This is a genomic window from Shewanella sp. FDAARGOS_354 (assembly GCF_002209245.2).
Lineage (GTDB): Bacteria > Pseudomonadota > Gammaproteobacteria > Enterobacterales > Shewanellaceae > Shewanella > Shewanella xiamenensis.
Map to the genome: position 1 here is coordinate 1,168,236 of NZ_CP022089.2, position 17,569 is coordinate 1,185,804.

Annotated in this window: 15 protein-coding genes and 8 tRNA genes; 18 read left to right on the forward strand and 5 right to left on the reverse strand. The window is 47.5% G+C overall.

Annotation, left to right across the window (positions count from 1 at the left end):
- Positions 1-108: 108 nt before the first annotated feature.
- The gene (locus tag CEQ32_RS05320; protein ID WP_037418691.1) at positions 109-396 is read right to left on the reverse strand and encodes a DUF406 family protein; all 288 of its coding nucleotides are present in this window, start codon (positions 394-396) and stop codon (positions 109-111) included.
- 164 nt (positions 397-560) lie between these two features.
- Positions 561-1,049 (reverse strand): VC2046/SO_2500 family protein, encoded by a 489-nt coding sequence (locus tag CEQ32_RS05325; protein ID WP_088585641.1) that lies wholly within the window; start codon positions 1,047-1,049, stop codon positions 561-563.
- Positions 1,050-1,174: 125 nt separating this feature from the next.
- On the opposite strand from CEQ32_RS05325, the gene CEQ32_RS05330 reads away from it, so the two are divergent.
- From CEQ32_RS05330 to CEQ32_RS05340, 3 genes are all read left to right on the forward strand, one after another.
- Positions 1,175-1,259, forward strand: a tRNA-Tyr gene (locus tag CEQ32_RS05330).
- 39 nt (positions 1,260-1,298) lie between these two features.
- Positions 1,299-1,383, forward strand: a tRNA-Tyr gene (locus CEQ32_RS05335).
- A gap of 117 nt (positions 1,384-1,500) precedes the next feature.
- Positions 1,501-1,585, forward strand: a tRNA-Tyr gene (locus CEQ32_RS05340).
- Positions 1,586-1,771: 186 nt separating this feature from the next.
- Here the strand turns inward: CEQ32_RS05340 and queE are convergent.
- Positions 1,772-2,440, reverse strand: coding sequence for a 7-carboxy-7-deazaguanine synthase QueE (gene queE, locus CEQ32_RS05345; protein ID WP_088585642.1), 669 nt, complete (start codon positions 2,438-2,440; stop codon positions 1,772-1,774).
- Positions 2,441-2,628: 188 nt separating this feature from the next.
- Here queE and queC point away from each other — a divergent pair, with 188 nt between their 5' ends.
- Entirely contained in the window at positions 2,629-3,345 is a 717-nt protein-coding gene (gene queC, locus CEQ32_RS05350; protein ID WP_088585643.1) for a 7-cyano-7-deazaguanine synthase QueC, read from the forward strand.
- Positions 3,342-3,956 (forward strand): rhombosortase, encoded by a 615-nt coding sequence (rrtA, locus tag CEQ32_RS05355; protein WP_088585644.1) that lies wholly within the window; start codon positions 3,342-3,344, stop codon positions 3,954-3,956. The genes queC and rrtA overlap by 4 nt, the downstream gene beginning before the upstream one ends.
- A 148-nt stretch (positions 3,957-4,104) precedes the next feature.
- On the opposite strand, the gene uvrB is transcribed toward rrtA, so the two are convergent.
- The gene (gene uvrB / locus CEQ32_RS05360; RefSeq protein ID WP_047533490.1) at positions 4,105-6,126 is read right to left on the reverse strand and encodes an excinuclease ABC subunit UvrB; all 2,022 of its coding nucleotides are present in this window, start codon (positions 6,124-6,126) and stop codon (positions 4,105-4,107) included.
- 1,079 nt (positions 6,127-7,205) lie between these two features.
- Here uvrB and CEQ32_RS05365 point away from each other — a divergent pair.
- The 13 genes from CEQ32_RS05365 (at position 7,206) to nth (ending at position 17,179) form a co-directional block, all read left to right on the forward strand.
- Positions 7,206-7,281, forward strand: a tRNA-Asn gene (locus CEQ32_RS05365).
- Positions 7,282-7,329: 48 nt separating this feature from the next.
- Positions 7,330-7,405 (forward strand) — tRNA-Asn (locus tag CEQ32_RS05370).
- Between the two features lie 31 nt (positions 7,406-7,436).
- Positions 7,437-7,512 (forward strand) — tRNA-Asn (locus tag CEQ32_RS05375).
- A 45-nt stretch (positions 7,513-7,557) separates the two neighbouring features.
- A tRNA-Asn gene (locus CEQ32_RS05380) sits at positions 7,558-7,633 on the forward strand.
- Positions 7,634-7,678: 45 nt separating this feature from the next.
- A tRNA-Asn gene (locus CEQ32_RS05385) sits at positions 7,679-7,754 on the forward strand.
- Between the two features lie 202 nt (positions 7,755-7,956).
- Positions 7,957-9,861 (forward strand): GGDEF domain-containing protein, encoded by a 1,905-nt coding sequence (locus tag CEQ32_RS05390; protein WP_088585645.1) that lies wholly within the window; start codon positions 7,957-7,959, stop codon positions 9,859-9,861.
- A 125-nt stretch (positions 9,862-9,986) separates the two neighbouring features.
- Complete coding sequence (gene rsxA / locus CEQ32_RS05395; protein ID WP_023267235.1) at positions 9,987-10,565, forward strand: electron transport complex subunit RsxA; 579 nt, start codon at positions 9,987-9,989, stop codon at positions 10,563-10,565.
- Complete coding sequence (rsxB, locus tag CEQ32_RS05400; RefSeq protein ID WP_011626120.1) at positions 10,566-11,147, forward strand: electron transport complex subunit RsxB; 582 nt, start codon at positions 10,566-10,568, stop codon at positions 11,145-11,147.
- Between the two features lie 3 nt (positions 11,148-11,150).
- Complete coding sequence (gene rsxC, locus CEQ32_RS05405; protein WP_088585646.1) at positions 11,151-13,958, forward strand: electron transport complex subunit RsxC; 2,808 nt, start codon at positions 11,151-11,153, stop codon at positions 13,956-13,958.
- Positions 13,959-14,038: 80 nt separating this feature from the next.
- Entirely contained in the window at positions 14,039-15,088 is a 1,050-nt protein-coding gene (gene rsxD / locus CEQ32_RS05410) for an electron transport complex subunit RsxD (RefSeq protein WP_069455019.1), read from the forward strand.
- A 54-nt stretch (positions 15,089-15,142) separates the two neighbouring features.
- Positions 15,143-15,781, forward strand: a complete 639-nt coding sequence (gene rsxG, locus CEQ32_RS05415; RefSeq protein ID WP_088585647.1) for an electron transport complex subunit RsxG — start codon at positions 15,143-15,145, stop codon at positions 15,779-15,781.
- Positions 15,774-16,472, forward strand: a complete 699-nt coding sequence (locus CEQ32_RS05420; RefSeq protein ID WP_037418658.1) for an electron transport complex subunit E — start codon at positions 15,774-15,776, stop codon at positions 16,470-16,472. Before rsxG ends, CEQ32_RS05420 begins: the two co-directional genes overlap by 8 nt.
- A 65-nt stretch (positions 16,473-16,537) precedes the next feature.
- Positions 16,538-17,179, forward strand: coding sequence for an endonuclease III (gene nth, locus CEQ32_RS05425; protein WP_088585648.1), 642 nt, complete (start codon positions 16,538-16,540; stop codon positions 17,177-17,179).
- Positions 17,180-17,342: 163 nt separating this feature from the next.
- Here the strand turns inward: nth and CEQ32_RS05430 are convergent, their stop codons facing one another.
- Entirely contained in the window at positions 17,343-17,543 is a 201-nt protein-coding gene (locus CEQ32_RS05430; RefSeq protein WP_122040741.1) for a hypothetical protein, read from the reverse strand.
- Positions 17,544-17,569: the final 26 nt, after the last annotated feature.

Consider the following 17,569-nt stretch of genomic DNA (forward strand, 5'->3'; position numbering starts at 1 on the left):
TATTTATCTTTATTTTTGTTGATGCAGATTACACTATCTACATTTAAAACAGCAACATCGGCCACACTTTATTACAAATTAACCTCGACTTGTATCACAGGGGTTGCGCTATAGACCATTCTCTAACTGGAAAATCATTTTTTCGACACTGACATCAAATACCAGTTTGAGCGTCACACCCGTTTCACCTCGAGTAACGCTCGCTTGCGTGTGTCGAAAACGTGTCTGGGCACGCTCAACCATCTTTGCCGCCTCATTTTCCGCCTCGCCACCCGTAAACTGCAACTCAAGTACAGTATCTTGTTCATCAATCACTGCGCCTATGTCGACAAAGCTGCCGCAATCGGTACATGTGTCGTTTACTGTGGGGGTTTGTCCTGCAATGATACCTTTCATAGGGTTATCCTCTCTAATGGTCTCATGTTAAAAACTCAACATAAGCGACTCAACATTAATATCACTAACGACTAATTATAGGGAATGATGATGAGAGAGACTCTGGTATTGCTCACGCTTATTACCCGAAATAATACCTTTGATAATAAATAGCCTCAGTAGCACTAAGCACTGGCTAAGCGTGGGATCAAATTACGTTGGATCGCCAGTTGATCGGCAAAGTGCATGATTTCAACTTGAGGAGATGGCAATTGCCCCCGCTGACGCAAGCGAGTTGTAAACTCACAGTTACTTAAGGCTTCGGCCATGGCGATGGGTTCACCACCTCGGATCACTAACGCTTCCGGTCGCAAGGCCTGTTGCAATTGAAAAGCTCTTGCCCCTTGCTGCATAAACACGGCGCTATTGTCGATAATATGATTGTCTGAGGATAAATCCGCCACTAACGTTTGTTTTGGTGGTAATTCAAACTGACGTTGTAGTTTTTCGGCAGTATCGAGTTCTTTTTGCCATTGAAACTGCGCCATGTCCCTCGCGTCAGCAGACAATAGCGACAGCAACAGGGCAAACTCACCTCGCCTGTTGTGTTCGATTGCCGCATTTAAGCGGGAGCCAATTTGGGCTTCATTGATTAAAGGAACATCGATTTGCATAAAAAAACATCGCTAAAACAACTCGTTGTCAGTTAATCGACCAGTTGAACAAGAACTTTAGGAAAATTTTCATATTTAGACTTTACATGCCTAAGGTTTCTGACTACTATGGCGGCCGCAATTGAGGAGGGGTTCCCGAGTGGCCAAAGGGATCAGACTGTAAATCTGACGGCTCCGCCTTCGAAGGTTCGAATCCTTCTCCCTCCACCATTTGCACTAACAATTAGCGATGCTATAAAAGATACTCGTGGAGGGGTTCCCGAGTGGCCAAAGGGATCAGACTGTAAATCTGACGGCTCCGCCTTCGAAGGTTCGAATCCTTCTCCCTCCACCACTTTTATCTTCTGTTGTTCGTCAATCGTTAGTCTGCTGTAAACTTGCTTTACCCTTAAATCTGGCCAAGATTTAAGATGATTTTTAAGCGCAACTTAAAAGTCGGAAGAAAATATGTGGAGGGGTTCCCGAGTGGCCAAAGGGATCAGACTGTAAATCTGACGGCTCCGCCTTCGAAGGTTCGAATCCTTCTCCCTCCACCACTTCTTTCTCATCTCGCTCTATATATCGCTTTATTCCCTAAGTTTTCTTTCTAGCACTCCACCTTATCCAAAATTATTTTATCGCTTAGTTAAAACTATTGTCTTTAATTCATAGATTTTGCTGATAAAAAACGCCCCTTTCGGAGCGTTAAAGAAGAGTGCACAGCACTAAGTACTAAGTGGCGATTAATCGATATTTAAGTACTTATGGGTCTGAATCGATAAACGCCAGTTGCGGGCAATACACACCTTCATGGCTAATTCCGTCGCCCTTGGTTTCTGGCTGATCGGTTGCAGACAAATAGTTTTCCCTGACACATCAATCCCTTTGAGTAACTCATCGAGTTCGTCGATATGATGTTCGGTCGCTATCGGATGCTTTATCTCGTTGGCGCGGGTTAAGGCCTGCGCTAACACCTTATAACCACCTTTCATATTCACCTTGGGTGAGACAGTGACCCAAGTATCTTTATCGCACTTCACCTCAAAGGTGCCACTGGTCTCGATTTGAGTGGCAAAGCCGGCAGCATGGAACGTGTGAGTTAATTCATGCAGATCGTACATGCAAGGCTCACCACCAGTGATCACCACATGGCGCGCCGTATATCCCTTAGCGTTGAACGCCTCGATAAGACTCTGCGCCGTATGGTTAGCCCAGCGCCCCACGGAGCCATCGACGGTAATCACTTGTTCGGGTGACACCTTATTTTCCTCAAGCAGATCCCAAGTCTGTTTCGTATCACACCAAGCACAGCCTACAGGGCAGCCCTGTAAACGCACAAAAATGGCGGGTACTCCGGTAAAGACACCTTCACCTTGAATAGTTTCAAAGACTTCGTTGACTGGGTAATTCATACTAGCGTTCCGTTTTTCTGGGGCGGCAGTTATAGAGGATTTTAGCTGCAGCTGCAAGTTTTTACCGCTGCTAACAGAGTGATGCCAAGAGCCGAATGCCTGTCACCACACGCCAGCAAAAAGTTTTCAAGCCCTAGCACCTGGGTTACACTTACGCCCTATTTTTGTGTCACTCTAAAGTGGATCTTATGTCAGCATCAGTTTCAAAGGTCGTGGTCGTATTCAGTGGTGGACAAGACTCAACAACTTGTCTTATTCAAGCCTTAACACAGTATGATGAAGTCCATGGTATCACCTTCGATTATGGACAGCGCCACCGTGAAGAAATTGACGTGGCTAAATCCCTCGCCAAACGCTTAAACATCACCAGCCATAAAGTGATGGATGTGAGTTTACTCAACGAGTTAGCCATTTCTGCCCTCACCCGGGATGCGATCCCAGTGTCCCACGAGTTAATGGAAAACGGCCTGCCCAATACCTTTGTGCCTGGGCGTAATATCCTATTTTTGACTTTGGCGGGGATCTACGCCTACCAATTAGGGGCAGAGGCGATTATTACCGGTGTCTGCGAAACCGATTTTTCGGGTTATCCCGACTGTCGCCACGACTTTGTCCGTGCAATGGAATCAGCACTGGTGCAAGGCATGGATAAAAAGCTTGAGATCATCACGCCATTAATGTGGCTCAACAAGGCCCAAACTTGGGCGCTGGCCGATAAATACCAGCAACTCGATTTAGTTCGCCACCATACCCTGACCTGTTATAACGGCATTGTCGGTGATGGTTGTGGTGACTGCCCTGCTTGCCACCTTCGTAAACGAGGCTTAGAGGATTACCTGCAAAATAAAGCAGAGGTGATGACCTCGCTCGACAAGGCAACTGAAACGGGTAAACCGCAGGCGTGAGACTGGTGACGTTAACAAAACTCAGCCCCTATTGGCTGGCGCTTATCGTCAGTCTGCTCTGCGCGCTCTTGTATGTTGCGGGACTTTTTACCCCAAGCGTAGATACTCTGCTTGCCTATCGACGCAGCGATATCAGTGACGGTCAGTGGTGGCGCCTGATTACCGGTAATCTGCTACATACCAATCATTGGCATTTGCTGATGAATTTGGCGGGATTATGGGTAGTGCTGTTTTTGCACCACTTCCATTATCAGCTTAGGGGATTGACCGTACTTTTTATCCTGCTTTGTCTGTTTGAAGGTATTGGTCTGTATTTAGGTTACCCACAATTATTTGGCTATGTAGGCTTGAGCGGCATGTTACATGGCCTATTTGCCTTTGGCGCAGTGCAGGATATTCGCCGCAAAATGTACTCTGGTTATTTGCTGCTGCTCGGGGTGATAGTCAAAGTCGGCCATGAACAGTTCTATGGCGCCAGTGATGATGTAACCGCAATGATCGGCGCGCGGGTAGCCACCGAAGCACACTTAGTTGGTTTGCTCTGCGGATTACTGTGCGCGCTATTATTCTTTGTGTTCCAACGCTCGATACTAATCAAAGCTAAAGCGTAAATACTTAATTCTTCTTTGATGATCTAATCCAATAAAAAGCCGCTAAACACATTGTGTTAGCGGCTTTTTATTCAGTAAAACACCTTAGTGGCAGAACGTTAGCATCACAGCGTCGAGTCTCAACGCCTTGCTTAGGCGAGAAACTCATTTATGCGCTGATCAGTAATTCCCTTAAGCGTTTCACCTCATCACGCAAGGCCGCCGCCTGTTCAAACTCCAAGTTACGCGCATGTTCATGCATTTGCTTCTCGAGCTTGTCGATATCATGGCTCAGCTGCGCAGCATCTGCATGATAACGTTTGGCTTTAGGCTCAGCGACTCTGCCAAGGGATGCTTGACCATAACCCTTTTCAGACTCTCTGCCATCGTCCACATCCATCACATCGGTAATACGCTTGACCACGCCTTTTGGCACAATGCCATGCTCAAGGTTGTAGGCTCGCTGTTTCTCTCGGCGGCGCTCGGTTTCGCCCATCGCCTTTGCCATCGAGTTGGTGATGCGATCGGCATAGAGGATCACCTTACCATTAACGTTACGCGCGGCGCGACCAATGGTCTGGATCAGCGAACGCTCCGAACGTAAAAAACCTTCCTTATCTGCATCCAAAATACAGACGAGTGAGACTTCCGGCATATCTAAGCCTTCGCGCAGCAAGTTAATCCCGACCAGCACATCAAACTTACCCAGGCGCAGATCGCGGATGATCTCCACCCGCTCCACGGTATCAATGTCCGAATGCAAATAACGGACTTTGACGCCATGCTCATCGAGGTATTCGGTTAAATCCTCCGACATACGTTTAGTTAACGTGGTGACTAACACCCGCTCGTTTACCGCAACCCGTTTAGCGACCTCAGAGAGCAAATCGTCCACTTGAATGCCAACGGGGCGCACCTCAAGCTCAGGGTCGAGCAATCCTGTGGGCCGCACAACTTGTTCAACAATCTCGCCGCCACTCTTATCCAATTCATAGGGATTTGGCGTCGCCGACACATAAATCGTCTGCGGCATTAACTGCTCAAACTCTTCAAACTTCAATGGCCGGTTATCCAACGCCGAGGGCAAACGAAAGCCATATTCCACCAAGGTGGTTTTACGGGAACGGTCACCCTTATACATGGCACCAATTTGTGGCACGGTGACATGGGATTCGTCGATAACCAATAAACCATCAGCGGGTAAGTAATCGAGCAGCGTTGGTGGCCCCTCACCGGGGGCGCGTCCGGATAAATAGCGGGAGTAGTTTTCAATGCCGGAGCAATAGCCTAGCTCCACCATCATCTCGATATCATATTGCACCCGTTCGTGGATGCGCTGCGCCTCAATCAACTTATTATTGTCGAGCAGATATTGCTTGCGCTCACGCAGCTCTTGCTTAATCAGCTCGGTGGCTTCAAGGATCTTTTCCCGCGGCGTCACATAGTGGGTCTTAGGGTACACTGTAGTGCGAGCGATACGTTTGATAATCTGCCCAGTTAACGGATCAAACTCACTTAAGCGTTCAATTTCATCGTCAAATAGCTCCACCCGAATCGCGTAGCGATCTGAGTCGGCAGGGAAAATATCAATCACTTCGCCGCGAACACGAAAGGTGCCGCGCTGCAACTCGATATCATTACGGGTGTATTGCAATTCACTCAAGCGCTTAAGAATGTCCCGCTGTCCCATGGTATCGCCCTGGCGCAGGTGCAATAGCATCTTTAGGTAAGAGTCAGGATCGCCAAGACCATAAATCGCCGATACCGAGGCAATCAGCACCACATCCTTGCGCTCCAGCAGGGCTTTGGTGGCCGAGAGCCGCATTTGTTCAATATGGGCGTTTACCGAGGCATCTTTTTCTATAAAGGTATTAGATGCGGGGACATACGCCTCAGGCTGATAGTAATCGTAATAGGAGACAAAATATTCCACCGCATTATTGGGGAAAAACTCTTTCATCTCGCCATATAACTGTGCGGCGAGTGTTTTGTTTGGCGCCATAATAATGGTCGGTCGCCCAAGCTTGGCAATCACATTGGCGATGGTGAACGTCTTACCAGAGCCCGTCACCCCTAATAGGGTTTGGCAAGCAAGGCCTGATTCGAGGCCATCAACCAATTTAGCAATGGCTGTTGGCTGGTCACCTGCGGGGGCAAATTGGGATTCAAGCTGAAAAACAGATTCTGACACGCGCTACATATCCTTGTGGTTAGTCGAACCATTCTAATCAAGAGACAGATTAAGCTCCAGCAGTTATCTTATAATCAACCTACACTGAACATAAACGCCAATGTAACAAGTAGTAACTTTTATCAAATGTAATTAAATTACAAACCATTTATCTCCAATGTTGGGGATGAAAAATACTCCTCAATCCCGCATGGTTTCTCGCTTATTTCGACTTATCAACAAATTCTGTGGATAACCCTGTGAGTTGCGACTTAAAACAAGCGGCAAACCCTTGGTGCGCGGGCGATGGACTTAAATTGCACTATTTTGGCGATAAAAATATTAATCCTTAAATTTCATATAGTTGACAATTGCAAGCCTTATCTTTTTTTGCATAAATTTAAGTTGCAATTTTGTAAGCAGATGAAAGTCCTTCCTTGTGTATTAATTTGGCATTAATCCTGAATTTCAGTGCGTTTTATCGTCAGTTTGAGCACTAAAACGCCGTAGTCAAAAAGTTTCACTTTGCTGCAATCAAATGGTCATCTTGATGTTTAACGGCACTCATCTAGTGACTAGAAAGAGGATAATGCCCGAGTTGTGGCTCTATTTGCCTAAACGTCAGTGCTCACCACTCACGCGATAAACTAAGCCCAAATAGCGGCATCAACATTATAACGAGGTAAGCGATCATTTATGCGGGCAAAAACCTTTCTGAGTAAGGGTTCGCATCTGCCGGAATCCGCATTGACTTTGTTTGCTATTAATTCCTGTAAACATTCAGCCAATTTTGCACTTTCGTGTATTTATTCAATGCCGTAGTGATTTTGATGCTCAAGCGACGGATCTTTAAGCAATTGAAGATATGAGCCAGCCTTTAAGCACTTTTCATTGACAAATTTTATGGTACCGAACAGCGCTATCTTGCGAAAAGTTAAGTTATTTCTTCATCAAAATGCTGATTTCTACACCATGATGCACATTAGATGAGCACTTAACAGCATAATTACACTTTTTTTAGTAACTCGAGTTGACTCCTCCAACAGAGCGTTTTACTATGCGCTCCGTTCTCAACGAGTCATCGAGACGATTAAAGCGATTCCCCTGTAGTTCAGTCGGTAGAACGGCGGACTGTTAATCCGTATGTCACTGGTTCAAGTCCAGTCAGGGGAGCCACTCTTTAATCTTGATAATCAATGAGAATACAGTTAGATAACTAACGATTCCCCTGTAGTTCAGTCGGTAGAACGGCGGACTGTTAATCCGTATGTCACTGGTTCAAGTCCAGTCAGGGGAGCCACTTAGTTAGCAAGCTGATACGTTAAAACGATTCCCCTGTAGTTCAGTCGGTAGAACGGCGGACTGTTAATCCGTATGTCACTGGTTCAAGTCCAGTCAGGGGAGCCATTTTAAGATAATATCCAAAGTCGATAGCAATATCGCACCCTCTACTCCCCTGTAGTTCAGTCGGTAGAACGGCGGACTGTTAATCCGTATGTCACTGGTTCAAGTCCAGTCAGGGGAGCCATTTTAAGTTAATATCTAAAGTCGATAGTAATATCGCACCCTCTACTCCCCTGTAGTTCAGTCGGTAGAACGGCGGACTGTTAATCCGTATGTCACTGGTTCAAGTCCAGTCAGGGGAGCCATTTTATTTCACTTCATCTGTTTTTTATCCTACATCTAACGCTTATAGATCACGCTTTTCATTTCTGTTTTGCCTTAAATACGGTTACACTGTGAGCAGTTTGTTAACCAAAATACCGTGTATCATCACGCAGATAACGGTGTTATTTCAAATCTCATGCAATATCTTATTGCAAATACTTTGACATATTGAGAGCGAATTTTATGGCGATGTCTAAATCGTATCCCATTTTTTTGTTGCTGATCTTTTTAGGCCTTTTTGGTTGGATTTATCAAAGCGAAAATCACCAGTTACAGGCAGAACAACAGCAGGAACTCAATAATTTCAAACAATACATGGTCAACTTTGACCAGTGGCAAGGTAATGGTAGCGAACTTTACCAAAGCCTCTCCGAACATTACCCTCTGCAATTTTTTCAATATATTGATGATACTGATGGGCAACTTAATTACACTCAAGGTGAACTCAACGTCCAAATGGCTCACCCACTTGCTGGGTTATTTTCCTTAGATTTGTCACATACACAAAAGCTGCCTGCGGGTCGGTTACAAGTTAAGTTGAGTGTTAACCAAGCCATCGAAAACGCCATTGCCAATACCCAGCAGCTAGGATTCTCATTACTGCTAGCTTACATTGTATTAGTTGTTGTTTTTTTATTACTTATCAATAAATTAAAATCTTCGATCCGTTATGCTGCCGATTATATTATGCATGTTCCGGAGTTGAGTTTTTCAGCCATAGAGTCTTCTAGACTGAATGGTGAAATGACCCCCGTCAGATTAGCGCTTGAGGAGTGCCGAACAACGTTAAAATCACGAGTCGATAGCCTCACACAGGAAAACCAGAAACTGCATAAAGTGGCTTATCAAGATCCCATTACGGGGTTTGGCAGTCGTCCTCGTTTTACCTCCAAGTTGGAAAGTATTAGCAATCGTGCCATTCCTCAACTCGGATTAATGGCCATGGTTAAGGCGACTGAACTGGCTCATATCAACCAACTTCAAGGGCGCTCAGCGGGTGACGATTATTTATCGAATGTGGCTAATTGCATTCGTAAAGCCTGTTCAAAATATCCCGATGCAGAGTGCTATCGCGTTTCCAGTGCCGATTTTGCGATTTTTTTGCCAGATTTAGTGTTAAAGGATGGACCTAAGTTTTTAGATCAACTGAAAATTTTCCTTGATGAATATCAACAGATGATCAAAGCAGAATCCGCGGCACATATCGGGCTTGTCCCATACCAACAAGGGACAGATCCCGTCAATTTGCTATCCCTTGCAGATACGGCTGTCAGCATAGCGCAAACCCTTGGTCCTAATAGTTATCATATTCAAGAAAAGCTCAATGCGGATCAGCAATTTGGTGACGACCGTTGGAAACTGGCAATCAACGATCTAATCACCCGCCAAGCGCTTAAATTTTTCCAACAACCGATTCAACCTTGCCGTAACGATGTCGAGGTATATCGCGAGTTGCTGGCACGCTTCTACAATAGTGAAGGGAAGTTTTTACCGACCACCACAGTCATTGCCATGGCGGAGCGCCATGGAATGAGCACAGAATTAGATAAACTCGTGGTGATCACTACATTAAAAATGCTTAAAGAAAATCCCACCATTAGCGGCAATTTTGGCATCAACATCAGTGCTTTTTCAGCGCATCAAGAACTGTTTGTAGGCTGGTTAAAGGATATTCTTGGCAAGCATAAATATATCGCTTCACGCTTAGTATTTGAGATTAACGAATCCGGTATGCAAGCCAATTTAGGGGCGAGTTATAAGTTTGTACGTGAAGTGCATAGCGTAGGTTCGAGGGTATCAATTGAGCGTTTTGGCATGAGTTTTACCTCGTTCAAATTCTTCAGCGAAGTGCGCCCAGACTACATTAAGCTTGATGGTAGCTACACCTCGGCGATCGATGAAGACAGCAATAACAAATTCTTCGTGCGTATGATGGTAGACGTTGCCAGACGTATTGGTATCCGCGTAATTGCGACCAGTGTTGAGCGCCAAGAAGAAAAATTAACCCTCGAAAAACTTCTCGTTGATGGCCTCCAAGGCTATTACATTGCTCAGCCACAGGCCATCACCCTAACTGATCAAATTTAAACCAATGCAGGGTTAATCAAGCATGCATATTTACAGTAAAGATAGTTAACCCTGCATTCTATATGTTGTTTATGCAAACGGAAAAGTCGATAATACGGCCAAGATCCGTTTAGACAAGTATTGAGATGAGTGAATATCTCCTGTTGTTGATCAGCACTGTACTGGTCAACAATTTCGTATTAGTGAAATTCTTAGGCTTATGTCCATTTATGGGGGTCTCCAGCAAACTGGAGTCCGCTATCGGTATGTCTATGGCGACCACTTTCGTGTTGACCTTGGCATCCATTCTCAGTTACCTAGTGAATCAATACCTATTATTGCCTTTTGATCTCAGTTATCTGCGTACCATGAGCTTTATTCTGGTGATTGCGGTGGTAGTGCAATTTACCGAGATGGTAGTGCAGAAAACCAGTGCAGCCCTACATCGCGCACTGGGAATTTATCTGCCGCTGATCACCACTAACTGTGCAGTATTAGGGGTAGCCCTATTAAACGTGAACGAAAAACACGATTTTATTCAATCTGCTATCTATGGTTTTGGTGCTGCGGTGGGTTTTTCCTTAGTGTTAATTCTGTTTTCCGCGATGCGTGAGCGTTTAGCGGCGGCCGATGTGCCAATGCCGTTTAAAGGCGGTGCTATCGCCATGATCACCGCGGGCCTGATGTCATTGGCCTTTATGGGATTTACAGGATTGGTTAAATAGATGTCCACCATGTTAATTGCTGTTATCTTATTGACCCTATTGGCATTGTTCTTTGGGGTATTACTCGGATTTGCCGCCTTAAAATTTAAGGTTGAAGGTAATCCTATCGTCGATGAACTCGAAGCGATTCTGCCACAAACTCAATGCGGTCAATGTGGTTATCCCGGCTGCCGCCCCTACGCCGAAGCGATTGCCAATGGTGATAAAGTCAACAAGTGCCCGCCTGGCGGCACCGCGACCATGGAAAAGCTCGCCAGCTTAATGGGCGTAGAGCCAGAGCCGCTCAATGCCGAGGCCCAGTCTCAAGTTAAAAAAGTCGCCTACATTCGCGAAGATGAATGTATTGGCTGCACTAAATGTATTCAGGCCTGTCCTGTCGACGCCATTATTGGCGCGGGCAAACTCATGCATACCGTGCTCACCGCCGACTGCACAGGTTGCGATCTCTGTGTCGAGCCCTGCCCCGTTGACTGTATCGATATGATCCCTGTGGGCCAAAATCTGAAAAACTGGAACTGGCGCTTAAATGCCATTCCCGTGACTCTTATCCAAGAGACCCCGCACGAAGAAAAGAGAGGATAAGCGGTGCAGACTTTATTAGATCAATTAGATAAAGGAACCCTTTGGCGCTCACCCGGTGGCATTCATCCACCTGAAGTCAAATTCCTCTCCAACACTACACCGATTAGCCAACTGCCATTAGCGCAGGAATACCTTGTGCCTGTGCCACAGGTAGGCGAAAACTGCACCCTTGCAGTCAAAGTGGGTGACAAAGTATTAAAAGGCGCGCCATTAACTCAAGGTACCTCAATTTGGCATTTGCCCGTGCACGCGCCAACCTCTGGTACTGTGGTCGCCATTGAGCCAAGAGCCAGTAACCACGCCTCAGCCTTGCCGGTCAATACCTGCGTGATTGCCGCCGATGGTGAAGACCGCTGGTGCGAGTTAACGCCAGGCTCAATTGAGCTCAGCAATCAGGAGATGATTGCCAAAATCCATGGTGCGGGGATAGCAGGCATGGGTGGCGCCGCCTTCCCAAGCCATATTAAGCTCAATCCCGTTAGTGAAATTGAATTAGTGATAATCAACGGCGTGGAATGTGAGCCTTATATCAGCGCCGACGATCGCTTAATGCGCGAATACAGCCAAGACATTCTGGCGGGGATTGCGATTATCCATCGCCTTTTGTCGCCAAAACGCATTGTGATTGCTATCGAAGACAACAAACCTGAAGCCATCAAAGCCATGCAACAGGCGGTGAGTCAATCCACGCTCCCTGCGGGCAGCACTCGGGTAACGGTGATCCCAACGAAGTATCCCTCTGGCGGTGAAAAACAGCTGATCCAAATCATCACAGGTCGTGAAGTCCCCTCGGGCGCCATTCCCGCTAAGCTTGGGATTGTGGTGCATAACGTGGGAACCGCCTTTGCGATTCATCAAGCCGTGACCCAAGGAAAACCGCTGATTGAACGTGTGGTAACCGTTACCGGGCAAAATGTGGGTAAACCTGGCAACTATTGGTTACCCATAGGCACGCCCGTTGAACATGTGCTCAAGCAAACTGAATTTAATGCCGAAGCCGAACAAAAAGTGATTATTGGCGGGCCAATGATGGGCCACGCATTGCCAACCATCCAAGTACCGATTTTAAAGGGCACAAACTGTATTTTGGTCCCGAGCAGTCAAGAGATTGGGATAACTCTAGAGGAAAAGGCCTGTATCCGCTGCGGTGAATGTGCCAATGCCTGCCCTGCTCTCTTGCTACCACAACAACTGTTTTGGCATGCAAAAGCCGAAGAATATGACAAGGCGGCCAGCTACAACCTAAAAGACTGTATCGAATGCGGTTGCTGTAGTTATGTGTGCCCGAGTGATATTCCACTGGTGGAATACTACCGCATCGCTAAATCGGCACTAAAACAAACCGCCGATGAGAAGCATCAAGCCGAGCGCGCCAAACTGCGCTTCGAGGCGCGTATTCAACGCCTCGAAGAAGAAAAACTCGCCCGCGAAGCCAAGGCTAAAGAAGCCGCGGCGCGTCGCCAAGCGACCATGACCTCAACGGATAAGAATGCTGTAGCTGAAGCCATGGCGCGGATTGCGGCCAAAAAGGCAGCAGCGGCAGAAGCCACAACCGATAACGCGACGGTCGAGGTCGTTGCTGCTGATACGAGCAATACAGAAGCGCCTAAGGGTAAAGCGGCTGTTGCCAACGCAATTGCTCGCGCTAAAGCCAAGAAGGCGGCTCAAGGGGCGGATAATGCAGAATCGTCAAAGCAAGCAGTCTCTTCTGAGTCAAGCGAGCCAACGGTTCAAGCCGAGTCTTTATCACAAAAAGATAAAGTCGCCGCCGCCATCGCTCGTGCCAAAGCGAAAAAAACGGCATTGAAGGCCGACTCGGATGCCAATGGCGATACTGAAGCGACTGTCAATGCGAATCAGCCAGTAGCAGAAACGGCTACGAGCACAGAGGCGGATGACAAAAAAGCCAAAGTCGCTGCTGCCGTCGCCCGCGCAAAAGCCAAAAAGGCCGCAGCACAGCAGGCAGAGTCGACTGATGTTGTCGAGATTGAGCCCAAGCTAGCAGCAGACGCTAAGCAAAAGTCAGGCTCTGACGTTGAATCACGCAATGAATTAGGCCCAGCCGCTGAACGAAGCGCGCCGCTTAGCCCTGAAGATGAGAAAAAGGCCAAGGTCGCTGCTGCGGTTGCCCGCGCGAAAGCCAAAAAAGCCGCCGCACAGCAAGCTGAATCAACTGACGTTGCCGAGATTGAGCCCAAGAGAGCAGCAGACGCTAAGCAAGAGTCAGGCTCTGACGTTGAATCACGCAATGAATTAGGCTCAGCCGCTGAACTAAGCGCGCCGCTTAGTCCTGAAGATGAGAAAAAAGCCAAGGTCGCTGCTGCGGTTGCTCGCGCGAAAGCCAAAAAAGCCGCCGCACAGCAAGCGGATTCGAGTGAGGTTGCCGAGGTTCAGCCCGAGTTAGTCGCAGACGCTAAGCAAGAGTCAGGCTCAGACGTTGAATCACGCAATGAATTAGGCTCAGCCGCTGAACTAAGCGCGCCGCTTAGTCCTGAAGATGAGAAAAAAGCCAAGGTCGCGGCCGCCGTTGCCCGTGCGAAAGCCAAAAAGGCCGCCGCACAGCAAGCGGATTCGAGTGAGGTTGCCGAGGTTCAGCCCGAGTTAGTAACAGAGGCTAAGCCAGAGTCAACCAATGAGTCAGGCTCTGAACCAGACTCTCAATCAGGCAATGAATCAAGCTTAGTCGCTGAACCAAGTGCGCCACTCAGTCCTGAAGATGAGAAAAAGGCCAAGGTCGCTGCTGCGGTTGCTCGTGCTAAAGCCAAAAAAACGGCCAGAGAAGCGAATGCGATCAGCGATGCAAATGAATAGCACTGCGGATTTTAACCTCAGTGCTTTAAAAATGATTAGCTTAAAAATCAGTGACTCAAGATTAGATAAAAGGGATCACAATGGCGTTTAAAATAGCCTCATCACCCCATGTTACCCGTAACTTGCATACATCAACGGTTATGCAAAGGGTTATTTTATGCTTGTTACCTGGCCTTGTGGTGCAATGCGCCTTTTTCGGCTGGGGCACACTTATTCAAGTGTTACTGGCGATTATCGTGGCCCTAAGCTGTGAAGCAGCGGTGATGAAACTGCGTCATCGCAGCATCAAAGCGAGCTTAAGCGATAACAGCGCCATGCTGACGGCAATCTTAATTGGCGTTGCAATCCCGCCGCTAGCACCTTGGTGGATGATCGTGATGGGCACCGCCTTTGCGATTGTTATTGTTAAGCACCTCTATGGCGGCTTAGGCCATAACCTGTTTAACCCTGCCATGGCTGCCTATGTGTTGCTACTGGTGTCGTTTCCACTACAGATGACCAGCTGGATTGCGCCAAGTACCGTTGCACTCAATACCCCAAGTGTTATCGATAGCTTGCAACTTATCTTCAATCTCGGTGCCCATGGTGGGATGGATCAATTCCGTTTAGGGATTGATGGTATCAGTATGGCAACGCCGCTCGATACCCTCAAAACCGATTTGTCACTAGGGCTCACCACCACTGAAAGTATGACCAAAAGCATATTCGATGGCGGCACTGGCGTAGGTTGGTTTTGGGTCAATTTGGCGTATCTCGCTGGCGGGTTAGTGCTGCTTAAATTAAAAGCCATTCGTTGGCACATCAGTACTGGCGTCTTGGCAGGATTATTTGTGGCATCGAGTATCGGCTTTTTACTGTCGCCCGATATGCAGGCAAGCCCGCTGTTCCATTTATTCTCGGGTGCGACCATGCTCGCCGCCTTCTTTATTGCGACCGATCCTGTCACCGCCGCCACCAGCCCACGCGGCCGTTTGATTTTCGGTGCTTTAATCGGTGTCTTGGTATATATCATCCGTACCCAAGGCGGTTATCCCGACGCATTTGCTTTTGCTGTATTGCTCGCCAACCTGTGCGCGCCATTTATTGACTATTATGTGCGTCCGCGTGCCTATGGCCACTCAGCGGGCTAGACCTGTGAAATAGAGAATCAAGCGAGCTTGAACAAAGACTCTTGAGGAAAAAAATTGAATAACCCAATGATTAAAAATGGTCTGCTACTTGCCCTATTTGCCCTGCTCTGCACCGGCTTAGTGGCTGTGGTTAATCAACAGACCTTTGATGAAATAAAGCTGCAACAGCAGAAAGAACTGATGGGCATCTTACATCAACTGATCCCAGATGAACTCCATGACAATGAGCTGACCGCACAGTGCACGTTACTGCAAAATAAAGAGGCGCTCGGCACTGAAGATGCCTTGCCTGCGTATATTGCCACCGCAGCGGGTAAACCCGTCGCTATCGCCTTAGAAGCCATCGCTCCCGATGGTTACAACGGTAATATTAAGCTGATTGTTGGTATCAACACCCAAGGTGAAGTATTAGGCGTACGCACACTTTCTCACCAAGAAACGCCCGGGCTTGGGGATAAAATCGAGTTACGTAAATCCGATTGGGTCACCAAATTTGTCGGTAAAGTGCTTACATCTGAAGATGATAAGCAGTGGCAGGTACAAAAAGACGGCGGCGATTTCGACCAATTCACTGGCGCGACAATTACACCACGCGCCTATGTGAAAGCCGTTAAACGCGCCGTGTGGTACTTTACTCAGCATCAAACAGAAATTTTCAGCCAACCACTGAATTGTGAGGCCAAGCATGACTAATTATCGCGAAATTGCCTGGCAAGGACTGTGGAAAAATAACCCAGGGTTAGTGCAACTGCTGGGGCTTTGCCCACTGCTGGCCGTAACCGCCACCCTCACCAACGCCCTTGGCCTAGGTATCGCGACAATGCTGGTGCTGATTGGCTCAAACGTTTTAGTCTCGTTAGTGCGCGACTATGTTCCGAAGGAAATCCGAATCCCCGTGTTTGTGATGATCATTGCGGCGCTGGTGACAGCGGTGCAACTGTTAGTCAATGCCTACGCCTATGGATTGTATATGTCGTTAGGGATCTTCTTACCGCTGATTGTGACCAACTGCATTATCATTGGCCGCGCCGAAGCATTTGCTTCCCGTAATAATGCTTTTAGCTCGGCCTTCGATGGCTTGATGATGGGACTAGGCTTTACCTTAGTATTAGCAGTGCTTGGGGCTACGCGGGAAATTCTTGGCCAAGGTACCCTGTTTGATGGCGCCGACCAATTGCTCGGCCCATGGGCAAAGGCTTTAACCATTCAAGTATGGCAAGTCGATACCCCCTTCCTGCTGGCGATGTTACCGCCCGGCGCCTTTATTGTAATGGGCCTACTTATCGCCCTGAAAAATATTGTCGATAAAAAGCTTAAAGAGCGCCAGCCACAAGCAGCAGCGCAGCCTAGTGTGACACGGGCGCGGATCACCAAAGTGAGTTAAGCCTCATTGAGATAACAGCTTAAGTAGTGGGTTTAACGTTAAACCCACTACTGACAAGGATCACTATGAATCAACAAAAACGCATCCAAATCCTCACCCGCCTACGTGAAAACAATCCCAAACCCGAAACTGAGCTGAATTTCTCCAGTCCCTTTGAATTACTGGTGGCGGTGACCTTGTCGGCACAAGCAACTGATGTGAGCGTGAATAAGGCGACCGATAAACTGTTTCCGGTGGCCAATACCGCCCACAGCATTTATGCCTTAGGCGTGGAAGGATTAAAGGAATATATCAAGACGATTGGCCTGTATAACAACAAGGCTATCAATGTGATTAAAACCTGTGAGATCTTGATTGAAAAATACAATGGCGAAGTCCCAGAGGACAGAGAAGCGCTAGAGTCGCTTCCCGGTGTCGGCCGCAAAACCGCCAACGTGGTGCTCAATACCGCCTTTGGCTGGCCAACCATCGCCGTCGACACCCATATCTTTCGCCTCGCAAACCGCACTAAATTCGCCCCAGGTAAAAACGTGGTCGGCGTCGAGGAGCGTATGTTAAAGGTTGTTCCCGCTGAATTTAAGGTCGATGTGCACCACTGGTTTATTCTGCATGGTCGTTATACTTGCCTTGCCCGCAAACCCCGCTGCGGCAGCTGCATTATTGAGGATCTTTGCGAATTTAAAGAAAAGGTCTACCCCGAAGAATAAGGGCGCCATATGGCTTTCGTTAAGCGCTTTAACTAACGGAATGAACAAGTAACAAGGGCTTTTAGGCTAGAGAATACTTTCAGGTTCGAGAATATTTTGCTGAAAGCCCTTTTGTTATTAGCGCTGTTGTTAGCACCGTTCTTAGCACTTTGATGCAGATTAATCATTTTGCTTGAGCGGCTTTTTGCTGCAATAGAGCTAGCAATTCTTCATATTTGGGCCCTTGGCCAAACTGAGGTAGCGCGACCGCAAAGACCACCAGCGCAAAGGCAATATAAATCGCGTAAGGGTGACGCCAAAATCCTGCCAGCAACGTGAACGTACCTAAGATAACCTGAGCTTCGGATAAGAATTTAGCTCCCAAAAGGAACTAAATGCTCGTTCCCTGAT